This window comes from Bacteroides rodentium JCM 16496, assembly GCF_000614125.1.
GTDB lineage: Bacteria > Bacteroidota > Bacteroidia > Bacteroidales > Bacteroidaceae > Bacteroides > Bacteroides rodentium.
Genome location: NZ_BAKJ01000001.1, coordinates 78,193 through 96,503 on the forward strand (window position 1 = coordinate 78,193; position 18,311 = coordinate 96,503).

Annotated in this window: 10 protein-coding genes and 5 pseudogenes; 2 read left to right on the forward strand and 13 right to left on the reverse strand. The window is 47.3% G+C overall.

Going from position 1 to position 18,311, the window contains the following annotated elements; translation table 11 throughout:
* The first annotated feature begins 134 nt into the window (after positions 1-134).
* Positions 135-1,507 (forward strand): annotated as a pseudogene (locus JCM16496_RS00295) (aminopeptidase P family protein).
* Positions 1,508-1,603: 96 nt separating this feature from the next.
* Here JCM16496_RS00295 and JCM16496_RS00300 read toward each other — a convergent pair.
* From JCM16496_RS00300 to JCM16496_RS00345, 12 genes and pseudogenes are all read right to left on the reverse strand, one after another.
* Positions 1,604-2,899 carry an HlyD family secretion protein gene (locus JCM16496_RS00300; RefSeq protein WP_025831533.1) on the reverse strand — a complete coding sequence of 432 codons (1,296 nt, stop codon included), beginning with the start codon at positions 2,897-2,899 and terminating at the stop codon, positions 1,604-1,606.
* A gap of 24 nt (positions 2,900-2,923) precedes the next feature.
* A pseudogene (locus JCM16496_RS24805) lies at positions 2,924-4,122 on the reverse strand (peptidase domain-containing ABC transporter).
* Entirely contained in the window at positions 4,119-5,114 is a 996-nt protein-coding gene (locus JCM16496_RS24810) for a cysteine peptidase family C39 domain-containing protein (RefSeq protein WP_369346644.1), read from the reverse strand. The pseudogene JCM16496_RS24805 and the gene JCM16496_RS24810 overlap by 4 nt, the downstream one beginning before the upstream one ends.
* Positions 5,115-5,123: 9 nt before the next feature.
* Positions 5,124-6,719 carry a cysteine peptidase family C39 domain-containing protein gene (locus JCM16496_RS00310; protein WP_025831535.1) on the reverse strand — a complete coding sequence of 532 codons (1,596 nt, stop codon included), beginning with the start codon at positions 6,717-6,719 and terminating at the stop codon, positions 5,124-5,126.
* Between the two features lie 9 nt (positions 6,720-6,728).
* On the reverse strand, positions 6,729-8,054 hold the full coding sequence (locus JCM16496_RS00315) for a TlpA family protein disulfide reductase (RefSeq protein WP_244440161.1): 1,326 nt from the start codon (positions 8,052-8,054) through the stop codon (positions 6,729-6,731).
* A 278-nt stretch (positions 8,055-8,332) separates the two neighbouring features.
* Entirely contained in the window at positions 8,333-8,533 is a 201-nt protein-coding gene (locus JCM16496_RS21200; RefSeq protein ID WP_128809368.1) for a TIGR04149 family rSAM-modified RiPP, read from the reverse strand.
* A gap of 75 nt (positions 8,534-8,608) precedes the next feature.
* Entirely contained in the window at positions 8,609-9,010 is a 402-nt protein-coding gene (locus tag JCM16496_RS00320; protein WP_025831537.1) for a DUF3244 domain-containing protein, read from the reverse strand.
* 115 nt (positions 9,011-9,125) lie between these two features.
* Entirely contained in the window at positions 9,126-10,532 is a 1,407-nt protein-coding gene (locus JCM16496_RS00325) for a tetratricopeptide repeat protein (RefSeq protein WP_128809370.1), read from the reverse strand.
* A gap of 137 nt (positions 10,533-10,669) precedes the next feature.
* Complete coding sequence (locus JCM16496_RS21205) at positions 10,670-10,870, reverse strand: hypothetical protein (protein WP_128809371.1); 201 nt, start codon at positions 10,868-10,870, stop codon at positions 10,670-10,672.
* Positions 10,871-10,908: 38 nt separating this feature from the next.
* Positions 10,909-12,628, reverse strand: a pseudogene (locus tag JCM16496_RS00330) (ATP-binding protein).
* Between the two features lie 500 nt (positions 12,629-13,128).
* Positions 13,129-14,633 (reverse strand): annotated as a pseudogene (locus tag JCM16496_RS00340) (sensor histidine kinase).
* A gap of 42 nt (positions 14,634-14,675) precedes the next feature.
* Positions 14,676-16,348 (reverse strand): annotated as a pseudogene (locus tag JCM16496_RS00345) (nucleoside kinase).
* Between the two features lie 83 nt (positions 16,349-16,431).
* Here JCM16496_RS00345 and JCM16496_RS00350 point away from each other — a divergent pair.
* Positions 16,432-18,129, forward strand: a complete 1,698-nt coding sequence (locus tag JCM16496_RS00350; protein ID WP_025831539.1) for a Na/Pi cotransporter family protein — start codon at positions 16,432-16,434, stop codon at positions 18,127-18,129.
* Here the strand turns inward: JCM16496_RS00350 and rd are convergent.
* Positions 18,126-18,287: a rubredoxin gene (gene rd / locus JCM16496_RS00355; RefSeq protein WP_025831541.1), complete on the reverse strand. Its 162-nt coding sequence runs from the start codon at positions 18,285-18,287 to the stop codon at positions 18,126-18,128. The genes JCM16496_RS00350 and rd overlap by 4 nt on opposite strands.
* Between the last annotated feature and the right edge of the window lie 24 nt (positions 18,288-18,311).

Consider the following 18,311-nt stretch of genomic DNA (forward strand, 5'->3'; position numbering starts at 1 on the left):
TTAACAAGAAAAGAACAAACGTTGGCAAAATAGTCTTCTGATTATGAACTATATAGATTAATCTCCTTTTTGTATTATCTTCTTTCAAAGATTATCTATATCTTTGTCCTATAACTACTAAAACAAGGAATGTTATGTTTGCTAAAGAAACGTATGTGCAGCGCAGGGCCCAGCTGAAAAAAACGATAGGCTCCGGAGTGTTACTGTTTTTGGGTAACGATGAACAAGGTTTGAACTATGAGGACAACACTTTCCGTTACCGCCAGGATTCCACTTTTCTCTACTATTTTGGCTTGTCGTTTGCCGGGCTGTCAGCTCTCATCGACATAGATGAAGATAAAGAAATCATTTTTGGCGATGAGCTGACCATCGACCATATTGTCTGGATGGGTACCCAACCCACCCTTCACGAAAAGGCTTCTGCTGTGGGAATTTCCGAAACCCGTCCTTTTGCCGACGTCGTCGGTTATCTGCACAAGGCTGTACAGAAGGGACAGACCATCCATTATTTGCCCCCTTATCGTGCCGAGCATAAGTTGAAACTGATGGACTGGCTGGGTGTTCCTCCGGCACGTCAGGAAGGGTCCGTGCCGTTTATCCGTGCGGTGGTGGCGCAGCGCAACTACAAGTCGGCAGAAGAAATAGCGGAAATAGAAAAGGCATGCGACGTGACTGCTGACATGCACATCACCGCAATGAAGGTGCTTCGTCCGGGCATGTACGAATACGAGGTTGTGGCCGAAATGAACCGTATCGCCGAGATGAACAACTGCGAGCTGTCTTTTGCCACGATTGCTACTGTCAACGGCCAGACCCTGCATAACCACTATCATGGCAACCGGGTGCAACCGGGAGACCTCTTCTTGATTGATGCCGGCGCCGAGCTGCCTTCGGGTTACTGTGGTGACATGTCGTCTACCGTGCCGGCAGACAAGACTTTCACTCCACGCCAGCGTGCCGTCTACGAAATCCAGAACGCCATGCATCTGGAGTCTGTTAAAGCGCTTCGCCCGGGCATTCCCTATATGGAGGTATACGAGCTTTCGGCCCAAGTGATGGTGGAGGGGCTGAAAGAGCTGGGCTTGATGAAGGGCAATGCCGAAGATGCCGTGCGCGAAGGGGCGCATGCCTTGTTTTATCCCCATGGACTGGGCCATATGATGGGACTCGACGTGCACGATATGGAGAACCTGGGCGAGCTTTGGGTGGGCTATGACGGCCAGCCCAAGAGTACGCAGTTCGGTCGCAAGAGCCAGCGTCTTGCCATCCTCTGGAACCGGGCTTTGTGCATACGGTTGAGCCGGGCATTTACTTCATCCCCGAGCTGATTGACCTATGGAAAGGAGAGAAGAAGTTCGTGGACTTCATCAACTACGATAAAGTGGACGAATACCGCAATTTCGGCGGCATCCGTAATGAGGAGGATTATCTGATTACCGAAACGGGAGCACGCCGCTTGGGCAAGAAAATTCCGTTGACACCGGAAGAGGTGGAAGCGTTGCGCTGATAGGTCCTGTCCTATAAAAGAAGAGCCAATTTTATTTTAGACAGAAGAACAAAAGAACATGTTTTTTCTTTTTGTTCTTCTGCCTCAAAGGATGTGTCATAGATATTTCTCCCACAGATACTTCAGCGGACTGAGCAATCTCTCTGTCACACTCCGTTCGTCTGTCATCACTTCTGCCGTGCCGGTCAGTTCTCCTTTGAATTCCAGCTGCTTGCCGTAGGAAGTGCATAAATCTTGCGGCAAGCTTATGGTGACGGTATAAGTGTTTTCCTCGTCGGCAAGCAGGGAGACGGACGTTACCTCCCCCGTCAGGAAACCGAATTCCATGTACGGGTATCCCGCCACGCTGATATTCACCCGCTGTCCTGGCATTACTTTTCCCGAACCTCCGGCAGGAAGTTTTATCTTTCCGATGATGCTTCCCGGAGCTTTGGCTACGATGGAGAACACCTTGTCTCCACTGCTGACGTTCTGGTTCTTCTGCCAGATGTGGTTGTAGGAGAGTATGCCGCTTGCCGGGCTGGTGAAGAGATAAGTCAACCCCCAATCGTTGATGCTGACCAGCAAGTCATTGTATGCCGTCTTCAGTGCCATGTCCAGACTGTTGGCTTCCCGCCTCTGCTCCATACGGGTTTCTATGATGCTTTGCTGCAATTGCGCCTCTTGTATCCTGGCGGACGAGAGGGAGGTCATCAACTGTTCCCGTCCCTGCTGTTTGCCTAAGAGTGCCTGCTTTGCTTCTTCATATTCCGATTGTGCGGTCAGTCCCTCGTCAAAGAGCTTCTTCTCCCGGCTGTGCACGGTCAAGGCTATCTGCACCTGCTCTTTGTCCAGCTCCGTCTGCTTTTTCAAATGGGCAATGTAGTTACGGTACTCCTGCAATTCCCGTTTTGTGGCTTCTATCTTTTCTTCGTATAGGTTCAGTGAGAAGAAGTTCCGATAGTCTGTCAGGCTTTTCAGAAGCGCGGTGTAGGCGTTCTGTATACTGCCCAATGCAAGATTCTCGGGGAAGTAGCGGGTATGGCTGCCGCTGTCTGCCGGATTGAAGGAAGCCAGTTCCCGTTTCAGCAGCAGTACATCTTCTGTCCTGGCCGGGTTTTCCAGTACGGCAATGATGTCTCCCGTCCATACGGAATCGCGGTCTTTCCTGTATACCTCTTCTATTTTCCCGCTCCCCCTTGCCACTATCCAAACCGGCGGGTGCTCCGTGGTGATGGTGACGGATGCGCTTACCACGTCGGGATATTTAAAGAAACAGCCGGCGATAAAGAAGAATGCCAGCACTGCGAAGAACACGGTGATGCCCCAGCGCACCAACGCATGTGGCGGACGTGCCAGTATCTCCTGCACCTCCTCGCTCCGCAATTCTATTTTTTCCTTCCGCCCTTTCATTATCAATTGTCAACTGTCAATTCCCTAAATCTCCAGCTGGTTCTTCACCAGCCTGTAGTACTCTCCTTTCCGTGTCGTCAGTTCCTCGTGCGTGCCTGCTTCGGCTATCCTCCCGTGGTCTATCACCACGATGCGGTCTGCGTGTCTCACTGTGCTCAGGCGGTGTGCCACCACTACCGATGTCCTTCCTTCAAAGAACTTTTGCAGGTTCTCCATGATGGTGCGCTCGTTGCTGGCATCCAGCGCGTTGGTGGCTTCGTCGAAGAATATGAATTCCGGGTCCTTGTAGACGGCGCGGGCAATGAGGATGCGTTGCTTCTGCCCCTGGCTCAGCCCGTGCCCTTCCTGCCCTATCTTGGTGTTGTAGCCCAGCGGCAGTTCGGCGATGAAGCCGTGTATGTTCGCCACTTCCGCCGCGTTCCGCAGCCTCTCCTTGTCTATGTGTTCCACGCCCGGGGCAATGTTTCCGGCAATGGTGTCCGAGAAGATGAATCCGTCCTGCATCACCACGCCGCACCGCTTGCGCCACTCGCGGATGCTGAAATTATCCAATGGGGTGTCGCCCAACAGAATCTGCCCGCTTGCAGGCGGTAGAATCCTAACAGCAGCTTCACCATCGTGGTCTTTCCGCTTCCGCTCATGCCCACGATGGCGGTCTGCTTGCCCGATGCTATTTCCAGACTGATATTGTCCAGCGTGGGCGTTTCGCTGAGCGGGTCGTATTTGAAGCTCAGGCTTTCTATCCGCAGGCCTTTCCCTGCGGGTATCTCCCGTATCAGTTCTTTGGCCGGGTCTTCCTCGTCCGGCTTGTCGCGCACCTCGCCCAGGCGGTTCATGCTGAGGCGGGCATCCTGCATGTCGCGGGCAAAGGTGATGAGGTCGTTTATCGGGCTGTTCAGTTGTCCTATGATGTATTGTACGGAGAGCATCATGCCCAGCGTCATCTGCCCTTGCACCACGAGCGATGCCACCAGTCCCGTAATCACGATGTTCTTGGTCTGGTTTATCAGTACCGCTCCCGAGTCCTGGTACTGCCTCAGGGCAAGGCTCCTGATGTTCACCTTGAACAACCGTGCCTGTATGCGCTCCCATTCCCACCGCTTCTGCCGTTCGCAGGCACTCAATTTTATCTCCTGCATTCCGTTCACCAGCTGCACCACGCTGCTCTGGTTGGCGCTCTGCTGGGCAAAGCGCTTGTGGTCCAGCTCGGCGCGTCGCTTCATGAAGAGCCATACGTAGCTACGTAGAGTGCGCTCCCGCCCATAAAGATGAGGAATATCATGCCGCTGTACATCAGCAGCACGATGCCGAACACCACGAGGTTGAACATGGAGAACACCACGCTGAGGCTGCTTCCCGTCAGGAAATTCTGTATGCGGGTGTGGTCGTTGATGCGTTGCAGTATGTCTCCCGTCATCTTGGTGTCGAAGTAGCCCATGGGGAGCTTCATCAGCTTCATGAGGAAGTCCGATATGAGGGCGATGTTGATGCGCGTGCCCAGGTGCAGCAATATCCATCCGCGTATAAACTCCACGGCACTGCTGCTGAAGGCGAGCATTAGTTGGGCTATGAGCACCAGGTAGATGAAACCGAGGTTCTGGTTGTTGATGCCGAAGTCCACGATGCTCTGCGTGAGAAAGGGCAGCATGAGCTGTATCATGCTGCCCAGCAACAGCCCTAACAGCAGTTGCCCAACCAGTTGCTTGTAAGGTCGCAGGTACGAGTAGAGGAAACCGAAGCCTTTGCTCCCGTTTCTTCTTTCTTCCGGTTCTTCTTCTTGTGTATAAAATTCCGGCGTAGGCTCCAGCAGCAATGCCACGCCTGTGTCTTCTCCGTCTTTTCGGGCACTAATCCAGCACCGGCAAAATTCTTCGCGGGTATATTTCAACTTGCCTGCTCCGGGGTCGGCAACCCATACGCGATTGCTGCTCATACGATAAACCACTACAAAGTGCTGCTGGTTCCAATGAACGATGCAGGGCATCGGGGCTTCCTCCAGCATGTCGTAGTTCACTTGCACGCAGATGCTCCGGAGGCCGAGCTTTTCGGCAGCCTCGCTGATGCCCAGCATGGAAACCCCTTCGCGGGTGATGAATGACTTTTCCCTCAGCCCTTCCAAAGAATAACGCTTGCCATAGAAAGCAGCCACCATGCGCAGGCAGGTGGGGCCGCAGTCCATTACGTCATGCTGAGTATAGTGAGGGAAAGATTTCATTTAATTTCATTAATTATATAAGTAGTCTATATCTTTAATGTTGTAATAGCTTGGCAGTTTATTCCCGTTAATAAATAGGATGGGTGTACTATAAAGCTTGTGGCTTCTGCACCATTTTTCTTGTGCATTAATATAAGAATCGCATTCAGACCTTTCTTGTAAAAACTTAGTATTGCGCATGATTTTGTTTTTGCTGATAGGATAGTCATCAACATACTTTTGCAATGTAGTAATAAATTCTTTAGGAATATTCTGGTAATCAGAGAGTAAGTATTTAGCTATTACTAAAGACTCTGGATGCTTCTTTCTATCCAACAAGAATATCAAATTCAACTTGATGTTATTTTTTCTTTGAAGAATAGGGATTAGTGTTTGCAACTCTTTTATGCAAGAAACGCAGATAGGACTGAAAACCATAGTAATACAAGTTTCTGCATCTGCATTCCCTATAGATAATTTGTCTATTTTGTCTATATCCGTAAGCTGAAGCTCTTGTTGGAAAAGGTATTGTGTAATATTCTCATCATATATCAGTTCGTTGAATTTCTTCTTCAAGACGGTATATTCCTTTTGAGAAGCAATCAACGGTTTAGTGACTGCATAAGCAGATGTTGTGATTAAGAATATTATTATAATATCCATTATGGATTCAGTTTTTAATAGTTCATGAATGTCATTGATTGTTGCGGTACATATACTTAATATAAACAAAAAGATAAAAACAGCTTGTACAGAAAGGCAAAGTGTACACCATTTTTGTGCTATAATTTTTTGATAGAATAGTGAATAACATACATATCCAATGCTAAATAAAGAGAGGATGTTAATAAACGCTTGTGATGTACTGAATGGCAAAACAAGCAATAGGATTAAAAGAAATGTGAAATACACAAATCCTATGTCACTCCAAGAAATAAGCCCCATAAAATAAGCATCTTTAAAATCTAATATCGATGAGCAATCTATTTTACTTTCATTAGATGAACATAATCTTTTGATATGTATATTATATTTGTCAATTTGTTCTATAAACAAAAGAATAGATGTGCCCAATCCTCCTAATACGCTTAAAAAATAGATATAAAAAAGAAAGTCTCCTACACCTTTTAAGGTCAGTAAATAGGTACATAGGACTACTAAACACAATATGAAAAAAGGATATTTCGCTAATTTGATAAAAATATCAAATCTACTTTTTAACGATATGTTGATTTTTCCTGGTAGATTGTCAATAATGAGAATGTTGCCATCCCACATTTTTTCAAAATCTTCTTTTTTTATACTTTCCGTTTTTCCCTTCTCGTCAATGATTTGAACTGATTCGGTAGTGACTTTCGTTACGAATAAGAATAAGTCTATATTTGTTGTACCGTGGACGATGAAAGGTGCAGGCATTTTTGTCAGTTCTTCATAACTGGTATGTATGGCAAAACTATCTTTGCCCATTCTGCGCAATATATATTGGAAAGAGAGGAAGCTGGGAAAATCTGGATGCTCTTTCAATATTTGATATAATGCAGCTGAGTACTTGACACCATAATGGTTAGTGATAATCTTTAGAATGCTCCTTGCATTGTCTTTTATTATTTTCTGGTGTGCATTCATTTCGCTAATTTATTGTTTTAAATACTTGTTTATTATTATTGTAGCTTGTTCGTCGCTTGGTCTTGGGGCATTCATTTCGACAAGGCTGCCTTGCTTGTCAAAAATGATATAGCGGGGAATCAGTTCTAACTTGATTGCTTCTAAGGTCTTGCTGTTTTTGGAATTGGTGATGATAAAATTGTTTTCTATCTCTGCCATGCCTTCTTGCTTTACAGCCTTTTTCCAGCTATCTTTCGTGTCGTTGTAGGCCAGATAAACAAATACCACGTCTTTCCCCTTATACGACTCTCTGAGTTTTGCCGAAGGAGTCATTTCTTCACGGCATGGCACACACCAGCTTGCCCAAAAATCCACATAAATTACTTTGCCCTTGTGCTTTTTCAGTAGTAGGCTCAGATTGGTGGTCTTGCCCTGAATGTCCTCCAGTAGTAATTGGTTGGCATCATCAGATAGGTTGTATTGCTCTTTAATATTGTTGTATAGCGTTGTATCTTGGGTAATCTGGAGGTATTTGTCGAGATAGTGATTGACATCTTGTGCGGAAAAATTCTCGCTGATTTCTCTGATGCAACGTTTAAGCAGGATTTGCATTGATTTAGGTTGGAACGGTTTGGCAGATAGTTCATCGAAAGTTTGACACCAGTTCTTGCTTCCTCCCTGGGATTTGCGTATTGTCGGGATATGCTGGTTGGTGAACCAGAGGTAATGGTTTAGATATTCATGGTATGAGGGATAGGAGGCATACTCATCGGAGATACCGGCTTCCATTCGGCGGTAGAAAGCGGTGTCTTCATTCAACATCCGCCGAGATTCATAATCTTTCAGAGCAAGTAGGTATTGATAGTGATTGTATATCTTGTCCGAGATGATTTGCTGTTGTTTAAAGAGGTTGATAGTGTCCGTATAGGCTGTTTTATAGCTGTTGAACATGGATTGCAATGAGTCCAAAGGGCAATAGTTCATTAATAATGAAGTCCAGTTGTTGGCTCGTATCACGTCAATGTTTTGGGCAATCCGTACCCAGTCGCTTCCCAAACATGTTTTTGCTTCTAAGCCGGAGTGTGTCCTCCCTTTGCGCAATTCATAGTTCATATTATAGATTCTGTTGCGTTCCGGGTGATGTTTGCTGCTCAAAATAGGGTAGTCGAGGCTGTCCATAGAGATGCTAATAGTATCCCCTTGCATTAAAGGATAATAGATAAATTCAAAATCTCTATAATTCAGGGCTAATTCCTTGAAATGCTCGGGTAATTGTAGGGTTATAGTATCGAAATCTGCTTCCGGCATATATTCCCTAAGTACTTCCGTATTGTCGGTATAGAGAACTTTAGGCATGGGTATGTGTTTTGACCTCCGGGAGTTTTGTATGGTTTAGGCTGGTAGTGGTCGAAACATACTACAATCTGTTCTTCACATTTTTTATTGATGGATTGGCTCTGCTGGCAAGAATAGAGAAATATCGCCAGAAAGAAAATGGTATATCTAATCATAACGAATAGGTTTGTATTTTAGGGGATAAAGATGAATCTATGTGAATGACTGTTTCAACCAAACAACGATGAGTAGGAGAACTGCCTCTTGAACAAATTCTCCTACTCCAGTTGTGAAGCTCATTACCCACAATAGCTGCTTGAAGCACAGCTATCACAGCACCAATTTCCTTCCGAGGTAGCCATGAATTGGGCCTGAATTTTGCTAACGTTACATTCTACGGTACCGCTTGGTGATTTGTAACCGCAAGTACCAAAACCACCTTTGATTGCTCTCATCTGAGTCTTGCTGAGAGCTTTTGATTTTAAATCATTGAAATTCATTTCTTTTGAATTTACAGAATTAGCTCTACACTATTAAAGCTTTTCGATTCCGCTTATATTTTAGTGCACAAAATATCATAAATTGAATCCCCCTATTAACAGTGCATCATCTGCTTCAATCTCAATGAGATAGTTACCTGAGCTTTCGCCGTTCAGGTCTATACTGAGGGCTGCAGGATTGCTGTGTGTTTCTGAATAGACGGTTTCGCCGGTAGATTCATTGGTGACAGTGACACTGACAACTGCAATGTTTTCATTGAAGCTGATATCTACTACATCATTATAGAGGTAAGCATCGGCTACCGGCATATATATGCTACGAACTATAGGCCCCCCTTCTTTGTTAATAGGTACATCGTCGTCATCCGAAACTGATTCTTGGAGAAGAATCTTTATACGACCATTCGCTTCCTCTGCATATATTACTATATTGCCAAGGGAGAAAATTGTAAGTAAGATAAGTAATAGTCTTTTCATCTTCATACGTTTTTATTTGTTATTGTTACACAAATATAGACGTATTTTAGCTTATGAATATGTATAAAACATGTATAAAATGGATGTATAACAGCGCTTATACATGTATAAATCGCTAATTAGCCTTAGTATACAGTTCTTTTAGCACCTTTTGTAGAGAAGTTGAACCGTGAGGGAATCCCATCCGCTTCTCAACGATTCGATTTGCCTTTTTGTGGACTGTGTCTCGTTTGCAGTCCAACAAACACCCGAAATAGCTGACCGGCAAATCAGTCAGGTATAGACAGCAGAGATGAATTTCTTCTTGTGACAGGCTGTAATTTGCACATAACTTTAAGGTTATTTGATTCCAACGCCGGTCTGTTTCGGCAATCAGTTGGAACCAGTCTTCCTTTTCCATGTGTAATTCTGAACTTTCATGGTCTTTGTAGTCTTGGATAATTTGTCTCATTTTGGTTTCTACATCCGAATATTTTTGTGTGCTTGTCAAGAGCCGTTCTCGTTCGTAGCTCAGAAGTTTCAGTTCATTACGCAATTGTTTTTTCTGTGCAGCATCATAATGCAGTTGTTCTAACTCTTTTTCTAAAAATGCGATTCGGTCTTCTTTCTGTCGCTGTTCTGCTTCAAGTTTGGCATTTTGTTGTTGTATTTCGGTTTGTATTTCTTTCAGCCTGTTCCTTTCTTCTTGTAAGCGGGCAGTTCTTCTCCGGCTTCTTTTCAGCATGAATAAAATGAAAAATGCTGCCGCGACAACGGACAGAAGGAAGCCATTATATTTACTGATAACCGAATTGTACATCTTTTGTTGATGGGCTATTTGAGCGTTTCTTTCGGCACCAATCATGGAATAGGCTTGTTTATTACGGTTGTTCCGCAAACTATCCATATAAATGGAGCTGGTTTGTTTCAAGTCCAGTGATGCTTCAAAGTTCCCGGAAGCTTTTGCTATATCTGATAATCGCTTGTAACCCCCGGCTCTTATGGCATAGCTCTTATCAGGAAGGGCTTTATATAGATAGAACATTGCAGAGTCGTATTGCAGGTTCTTATAATAGGCATTCCCTAAAATATAGAAAGTATTATAGCACAAAAATGTATCTTCTTGTAGGGCAAAACTTTGCTTGGCGAACTCTACGGCTTTTTTCCCGTTCCCCATTCTGCCGTACAGCGTGCTTAGTGTAGATAGTATGGTTCTGTTCAGATTTTTGTTGTTTGTCGTTTCAGCCATATATTGTGCTTGCAGCATCAGTTTTTCTGCTTTCGGATAGAATGGCTTCCCCTTTTCCATCTGAATTATTCCCTGCTGTGACAAAGCTTCTATTTGGAGTAGTGAATCTCTCGCTAGGATAGCTATTTGCTCCGCTTCCCGGTATATGGAATCTGCTTGCTCGTTTAAATCTTGTGCATAATACAAATAACCTATATTATTGCAGATACGGCTTTGCAAAGAGATGTCTTTTATCTCTTTTGCCAAAGTGTAGGCTGTTAGAAAATTGGAAATAGCTCTCTCTGTTTTCTTCATATCTCTGTAAACACATCCGCAATAGTAGTAACTGCGAATTTGTAAATCTGTATTGTCAGTCTGATTATAATAAGCTATAGCAGAACAAATCAGTGAATCATCCGTCTGCGTAATGTAATTCTTGTCTCGTGCCTGTGTCAACAGCAGGGCATGGTAGGCGCGGTCAGCTTTGTAGTCAGACTGTCGGTTGATATGCTTTCCAAAAGATACAGCGCGCTGTCCGGGCACTCCTGCATCAGCGAGTCGGCTTGCACCAATTGCCGATGGTAGTGCCCGGGGCGTGTACATGCTATGGACGAGAGTATAAGTATTGCTGTTAATATCCGGTTTAGTTTCATTATTTGCGGTTTATTCATGCAAATTAATCAATCGTTTGTCACACCTCCTCCATCCTTGCCAGCTCCCATCCCTGGAACTGCATCACGATGAGGTGCAACTCCGTTCCCCTGCACATCTGCCGCACTTTGCCGCCTTCGGCATAGCCGTGTATTTGTCGCACGGCATCCTCCCACTGTGCCTCGGCTTTCTCTGCGGAATCTTTTGCGGAGAGGTACTTCAGCTCGACGATGTAGCTGTGCGCCACTTCGGGGTATCGGCTGTGGTCGGGCATGAGGAAGAGGTCGCAGAAGCCGTGGTTCAGCTCCACCTCGGGGGCGATGAGGTAGTAGGAATTGATGCTTAGGTAGGCTGTGAAGAAGCCTTGCAAGTTTCGTTCGCCCTCGATGGCGCTGCGCACGGAGGAGTTTTCCTTGTAGGCGCGGGCGATGAAGTGCAGGGAGTCCTGCCACGTGCCGTCGAATGCCATCGTGTAGAAAAAGTCCTTTAAAGCATTGAAACTGATGGTATGCAGGCTTTGATACTCTTCCAAGGCATATTCGTAATATTGCTTGCGCACGTTGTTGTTGGGTATGCCGAGAATGGCACGGTCGCCTCGTGTACCTTTGATTGTGAGCATGCCGTAGTAGAAAAGCAATGAAGGGAAAATATCCGGGTCTATCAGCATCTTGGCAGGGAAGGAGGTTTCTACGTTGGCAATGATTTCCCCCTCTTCCGTAATCTTGCGCAGCACTCCCTTGCGGTCACCGTCCAGCTTGTCAAGTTGGATAAGTTTCTTCATCTTGCCGTAGTCAGTACGGGTGTTGGGATCTATCATCTGCTTGGGGGTGCGGTTGTAGTTCACCCGGTGTTGCAGGTAGTAGAGCACCATGTCGCTGTTGAACATGTGTTCTCCTTGCCGCAGGCTCTCTTCAGCAAAGCAGTAGTTGTCATACCAGGCTTCATCTCCTCAATCATCTCCTCAATATTCCCTTGCAACGCTCCCGCTTCCTGGTAGTATCGGAACATCTCTCTTACATCCTCCTCGCTGAATCCGAGCATGCGGTTGAACTGCGGGTTGGTAGAAAGGTGCCAGCCGATGTTGAATCCGCTGGTGAGGTCGTCGAGGGTGACGGGGCTCACGCCGGTGAGGAAAATGCGGTTGAAGAGTGTCTTGAACTTCTTGAATATGTCCCGATAGAACCCACTGGCATGTGTCAGTGCATGATAGACCTCCTCGCCCTGTTCATTGAGTACCACGTTGGTGAAGTTGTCGTATTCGTCGATGATGAGGTAGAGCGGCATGTTGTTTTCCCTCAATTCGAGTTGGAGCAGGTCCAGCTTGTCGGTCGTGGACTGGGAGGCATAGAAACGTTCTTTAGCCCGTTCGGAATAATACCGGGAGTAAGTGTCCATGAACCCGTCCAACTGTCGGCGGCAATAGAGGTTGAAGTTCTGGGGCAAGGAGCGATGTCTCCCCCCACCTGCGAGAAGTCCAATGAGAGTATCAGGTACTTGCCACGGTTGGGCGTGGGGTGCTGCCCTATCCACAGATTGCCGAACCACTTCTCGAAGTCGTTTTTCTTGCTGATGTCGTAATAGGTGCGCAGCATGTTCAGGAACAGGCTCTTGCCGAAACGCCGGGGACGGATGAAGAAGAGGCTGTCCGGTTGCTGTTCCAGCAGTGGCAGATACATGGTCTTGTCCACATAATACATGTTTTCTTCTATCACTCGCTCGAAGTCTGCCACTCCGTAGGGTATTCTTTTCACGGTTTCCATATCGCTCTCCTTTTACTTGTTGTTGTTCTTGCTTACAAAAATAGTTTATTTACTGATAAACAACAACAGTTGGGCTATGTTCTTTGCGTGTTCTTTGTGTGCGGCACAGGTGTTCCTTGTGCTTTGCATGCGTATTTCTTCTGAAAGGTCTTTGGACTTATCAATGGCTCACCTTAGTGGGCTGGCTTGTTCACTACAGTGGTCTGTCTTGTCCACTACGGTGAACAAAGCAGACCGCCCTGGTGAGCCGTTGTCATATCCTTATGTCTGTCATAAGAAATGCAGGGATTTCTCCTATGGAAGAGAGTGAAGAAAAGGAGAAAGCAGGCGGTTTGGCGAACAAGAAAAGGGGGGTGTGTCAAATTGGCACTTTCTTTTAGGCACACCTCCTTTAAATCCGCTTTCACCCGCCATCGGAACGCTTATGTGTAAGTGCCTTACGAGAAGCGGTGAAGGTGGTGAAGGTGAAATTATAAAACTTTTGTTTGGGTATTGTCAAGTCAAGTATGCAATTCCAGTACGAACCGTGCCCCTTTGCTGTAGCTGCTGTCCAGCGTCAGGCTGCCGTTCATCTTGGTGGCAATCAGCGAGCAGATGGGGAGTCCCAGTCCGTCGCCTTGCGTCAGGTCTTTCACTTCGGTGAAAGGCTTGAAGATGTTGTCGCGTTGCTCTTCGGGGATGCCGCAACCGGTGTCGCTGATGATGAACTGGTGGGTGTGCGCACCGCGTTTCTTGAAGTCCAGCCATATTTTTCCTCCGGCAGGGGTGTACTCGGCGGCGTTCTCCAGCAGGTGCAGCAAGACGCGTTCCAGCTGTTCGGGATTGATTTTCACATTCAGTTTGGGAGCGTTGACGGTAAGGGAGACGTCTTCTTGGGTTTTCCCTTTAATCTTGTCCATGATGCTTTCGCAGAAAGTGGAGATGTTCTTTTCCTGCATTTCATAGGGCTCGGACAAGGTGTTCTCCAATTCGGACAGTTCCTGGATATGGTTGGAGAATGCATGCAGGCTTTTACGCCCGGCAGTGAGGAGTCGAGCGTGTCCAGTGTCGGCTCCATCTGGGTGGAAATGTTCTGGATGAATTTGGTCTTCAGCTCGTTGTGCTCGTTGGCAATGCTGATGGCCTTCTTCTGCTTGCGGGTGAGGATGATGAAACGCAGCAGTACGATGCCGCCGAATATCAGTGCTGAGGCAAGGATGGCGGCGAGTATACATAGCCCGATGATGATGTATTGCTTGGCGCTCAGGGAATCGTCCTTCTCCTGGATGGTGGCAAGGCTTTCGTCGTACTTCCTCTTCAAGACGTTCAGCTCGTCCTGGGCGGTAAGCGCTTTTACGGAGTCGGTCCATAGGATGTACTTGTCGTAGGTGCGTGCCACCAGTCCGGCATTGTTTGCCTTGCGGGCTATGCTGATGAGCGTCTTGTAGCATTCGTCCACCTTGGCGTAGTTCTTCTGTTCTTTGTATTGTCCTATCAGGCGGTTGGTAGCCGCATCACCTTGCGCATTCATGCCGAAGGTGTAGTAATAGTTGGCTTGCGTATAAAGCAGGTCGTTGCTCAGAGAGTCGTTGTGAGAGGCTTTGGCGGTCTCTTCCAGCTTGGTCAGCTGTTCCTTGGCGCGTGCGGGATTTTTCAGGTTGATGTACATCTGCAGGCGTTCCTTGTTGATGCGGAAGCGCAGGTCGGGCATGGCCTTTCCCGTTTTCTGTTCGCCGGTTGCCACCACTTGCTCGGCACCGCGCAGCAGTTCAAAAGCTTCTTTATAGTAGTTCTCCCGGTGGTAGAGGGCGCTGGCATTGACGCCGCATTCCACTGCCCGGGCATACTTGTCTTGCGTGGCAAAGGCATTGTAGGCTTGCAGGAACAGATAGCGGGCTTTGATATATTCCTTTTTCGTAAGATTTTCTTGTGCTTGTTTCATCAATTCGTCTGCACGGTTTTGCGCATGGAGTTGAGTAAAGATGCAGAAAGTCGCTAAGAGAAGTATCGAAATAATTTTTTTCATGTGTACGTTTGTTTTATTTGCTCACAAAGTTAGAATAAAAACTTAGTATTTGAAGCTACTGCCTCCTAAAAATTCTCTCAATAAGGATGTCGGCGGAATTTCTTTGTCCTGCACGGGGGTGAAATATTTGATGAATTTCAGCAACCGGTAGGCTTCTGCGTATTCCGGACAGTTCCGTGGAACACTGGTAAGAATGGGCTCTGCGTGGCAGCGGAGCACGGCGAATTCGAACAAGAGGGCGGAGTTGAACATGACGTCGGCATTTTCCTGGTAGGGGAATATCCATTTGTCCTCGCCGGCACGTACACTGGGCCAGCGCGAAATGGTCTCTTGTGCTGAGTAGCGCGGTAGTTGAAGTCGCGGATGATGCGGCGCAGCAGGCGGTTGTCCGTGGTGGGAATCCAGTTGTGGTCGTCCAGCGAGATGGTGGTCAGGGCGGATACATAAATCTTGTATTTGCTGGCGGCGGGAATCTGCGGTGTCAGCTCGGGGTTCAGGGCATGGATGCCTTCCAGGATGAGGATGGTATGCTCGTCGATGCGCAGCTTGTCTCCCTTGTACTCTTTCTTCCCGAGGTTGAAGTTGAAGCGGGGCAGCTCCACTTCTTCGCCCCGGAGCAATGCCTGCAACTGGGTGTTGAAGAGCTCGAGGTCGAGGGCATAGAGTGATTCGTAGTCGTAATTGCCGTTTTCATCGCGCGGGGTGTCTTCGCGGTCTACGAAGTAGTTGTCCAGCGAGATGGGATATGGGCGCAGGCCGTTGGTCATCAGCTGCACGCTGAGGCGCTTGCTGAAGGTGGTTTTTCCGGAAGACGAGGGGCCGGAGATGAGCACGAGCTTCACCCGGTTGCCGTTTTCGCCACGGTGGTAGATGTCGTCGGCAATCTGGGCTATCTTTTTCTCCTGCAGCGCTTCGGCCACGTTGATGAGGTCGGTGGCATGGCCGTTTTCGCAGGCAAGGTTGAAGTCGCCCACGTTGCCCAGTCCCATGATGTAGTTCCAGCGCAGGTGTTCCTTGAATACGTCGAGCATTTTCTCCTGCTTCACCACATCTTCCAGAACATTGGGGTTTGCCCGGTTGGGGATGCGCAGCAGCAGGCCGTCGTAATACTTCACGATGTCGAACAGCCAGATGTATCCGGTACTGGGCAGCAGGTTGCCGTAGTAGTAGTCTACGGTGTCGCCCAGTGTGTAGTAATAGGTATATAGCGAGCCGGAAGTTTCCAGCAGCTTCACCTTGTCGTCCATGCCCCGTTCGCTGAAGATGCGTACAGCCTCGGTGGTGTGGCATTCCACACGGTGGTAGGGGATGTTCTCGGCAATGATTTCCTGCATCCGCTTCTTGATGGCTGCCACATCTTCCAGCTCTATGGAGCGACCGATGCGCAGGTTGCAGAAGTAACCTTTGGATACCGGATGCTCTACGAACAGTTTTCCTTCCGGAAACAGCTCGCTGACAGCTTTGTAAAGAATGAAACAGAGGGAACGGACATAGGTGCGCATACCCGAGGAGTCTCGTATGTCGAGAAATTCTACATCCTTATTGTTGTATACACGGAAATTCAGTCCTTCGGAACGGTTGTTGACCTTTGCGCTGACCACCTGATAGGGGAAATTGAGATTAAAACCGTAATAAATATCCAAAAGTGAGCTCCCGATAGGGAATTCTTTAGAAATATTATTATTTTTGCAACAAATTTGTAACATGTGTTTCATGATGTTTCGTTTTTAGTGGGTTGACCCGTTAAATATAGGACATTATAACACGTGAAGGAATGAAACACCTTAAATAATTAAAGATGGAATATTCTTTTTATGATTTTTTAAAGCTGCTCGGCTCATTGGCACTGTTCCTCTACGGAATGAAGATTATGAGTGAGGGGCTTCAAAAATTTGCCGGCGACAGGTTGCGGACTATCTTGACCGCAATGACTACCAACAGGGTAACCGGTGTGCTGACGGGCATCCTGATTACGGCCCTTATCCAATCCTCTTCGGCAACCACGGTGATGGTGGTGAGTTTTGTCAACGCCGGACTCCTTACGCTCTCGCAATCCATCGGGGTCATTATGGGTGCCAACGTGGGCACTACGGTCACTGCGTGGCTGATTTCGGTTTTCGGATTCAAGGTCGACATCGCTGCCTTTGCGCTTCCGTTGCTGGCCATAGGAGTTCCGCTTCTCTTCTCTCAAAAAAGTAGCCGAAAGTCTATCGGCGAATTCATCTTCGGTTTTTCATTCCTTTTCATGGGGCTTTCTTATCTGCAAGTCTATTCGCCGGATTTGGGCAAGAATCCGGAAATGCTGGCTTTTGTGCAGGAGTGGACCGACCTTGGTTTCCTTTCCATCCTCATATTCGTACTGGTGGGTGCGGTGATTACGATGATTGTGCAGGCTTCGGCGGCTACCATGGCCATCACCCTTATCATGTGTGCCAACGGATGGATCAGCTTTGAACTGGGTGCGGCACTTGCCATGGGGCAGAACATCGGTACCACGATTACCGCCAACCTGGCGGCGCTGACCGGCAATACGCAGGCGCGTCGGGCGGCATTGGCTCATTTGCTGTTCAATGTGTTCGGCGTGGTGACGGTGCTCATCGTTTTCCATCCCTTCATCCGTTGCGTGTCGTGGTTTGTAACGGAGGTGATGCACCAGTCGGACCCGGGAAGCCAGGTGGCGTTTGAACTGTCTGCCTTCCATACGGCGTTCAACGTGTTCAATGTGTTGCTGCTCATCTGGTTTGTGAAGGGTATCGAACGTATCGTATGCGTGCTGCTCCCGTTGAAGGATTCGGACGAGGAGTATCGCTTGCGCTTCATCTCAAGAGGTCTGCTCTCTACTGCCGAACTTTCTATTCTGGAAGCACGCAAGGAAATCCATCTCTTTGCCGAACGCACACACCGCATGTTCGGTATGGTGAAGGACTTGTTGCATACGGATAAGGACGATGACTTCAACAAACTCTTCAGCCGCATAGAGAAGTACGAGAATATCAGCGACAGCATGGAGCTGGAGATAGCCAACTACCTGAACCAGGTATCGGAAGGTCGTCTGAGTTCCGAAAGCAAGTTGCAGATACGCGCCATGCTTCGCGAGGTGACGGAGATAGAAAGCATTGGCGACAGCTGCTACAACCTGGCCCGTACCATCAACCGGAAACGGCAGACAAACCAGGACTTCACGGAGAAGCAATATGAACACGTGCATTTTATGATGAAGCTGACGGATGATGCCTTGTCGCAGATGATTAAGGTTGTGGAACGTGACGAGCATCAAGTGATTGATGCCAACAAGTCGTTCAACATAGAGAACGAAATCAACAATTACCGTAATCAGCTGAAGAACCAGAATATCCTGGACGTGAACAACAAGGAATATGATTACCAGATGGGTGTTTACTATATGGACATCATTGCGGAATGTGAAAAGCTGGGCGACTATGTGGTGAATGTAGTGGAAGCCAGCAGCGATATAAAAGAAAAGAAAGCGTCTTAGGACGCTTTCTCAAATTCTTCTTTGCCTACTCCACATAAGGGGCAAACCCAATCTGCGGGAAGGTCTTCGAAAGATGTTCCCGGTTCTATCCCGTTTTCAGGGTCGCCCAGTTCAGGGTCATAGACATAATCGCATACAGTGCAAATGTACTTTTCCATAAATTTCTTTTTTAGGTTTATTCT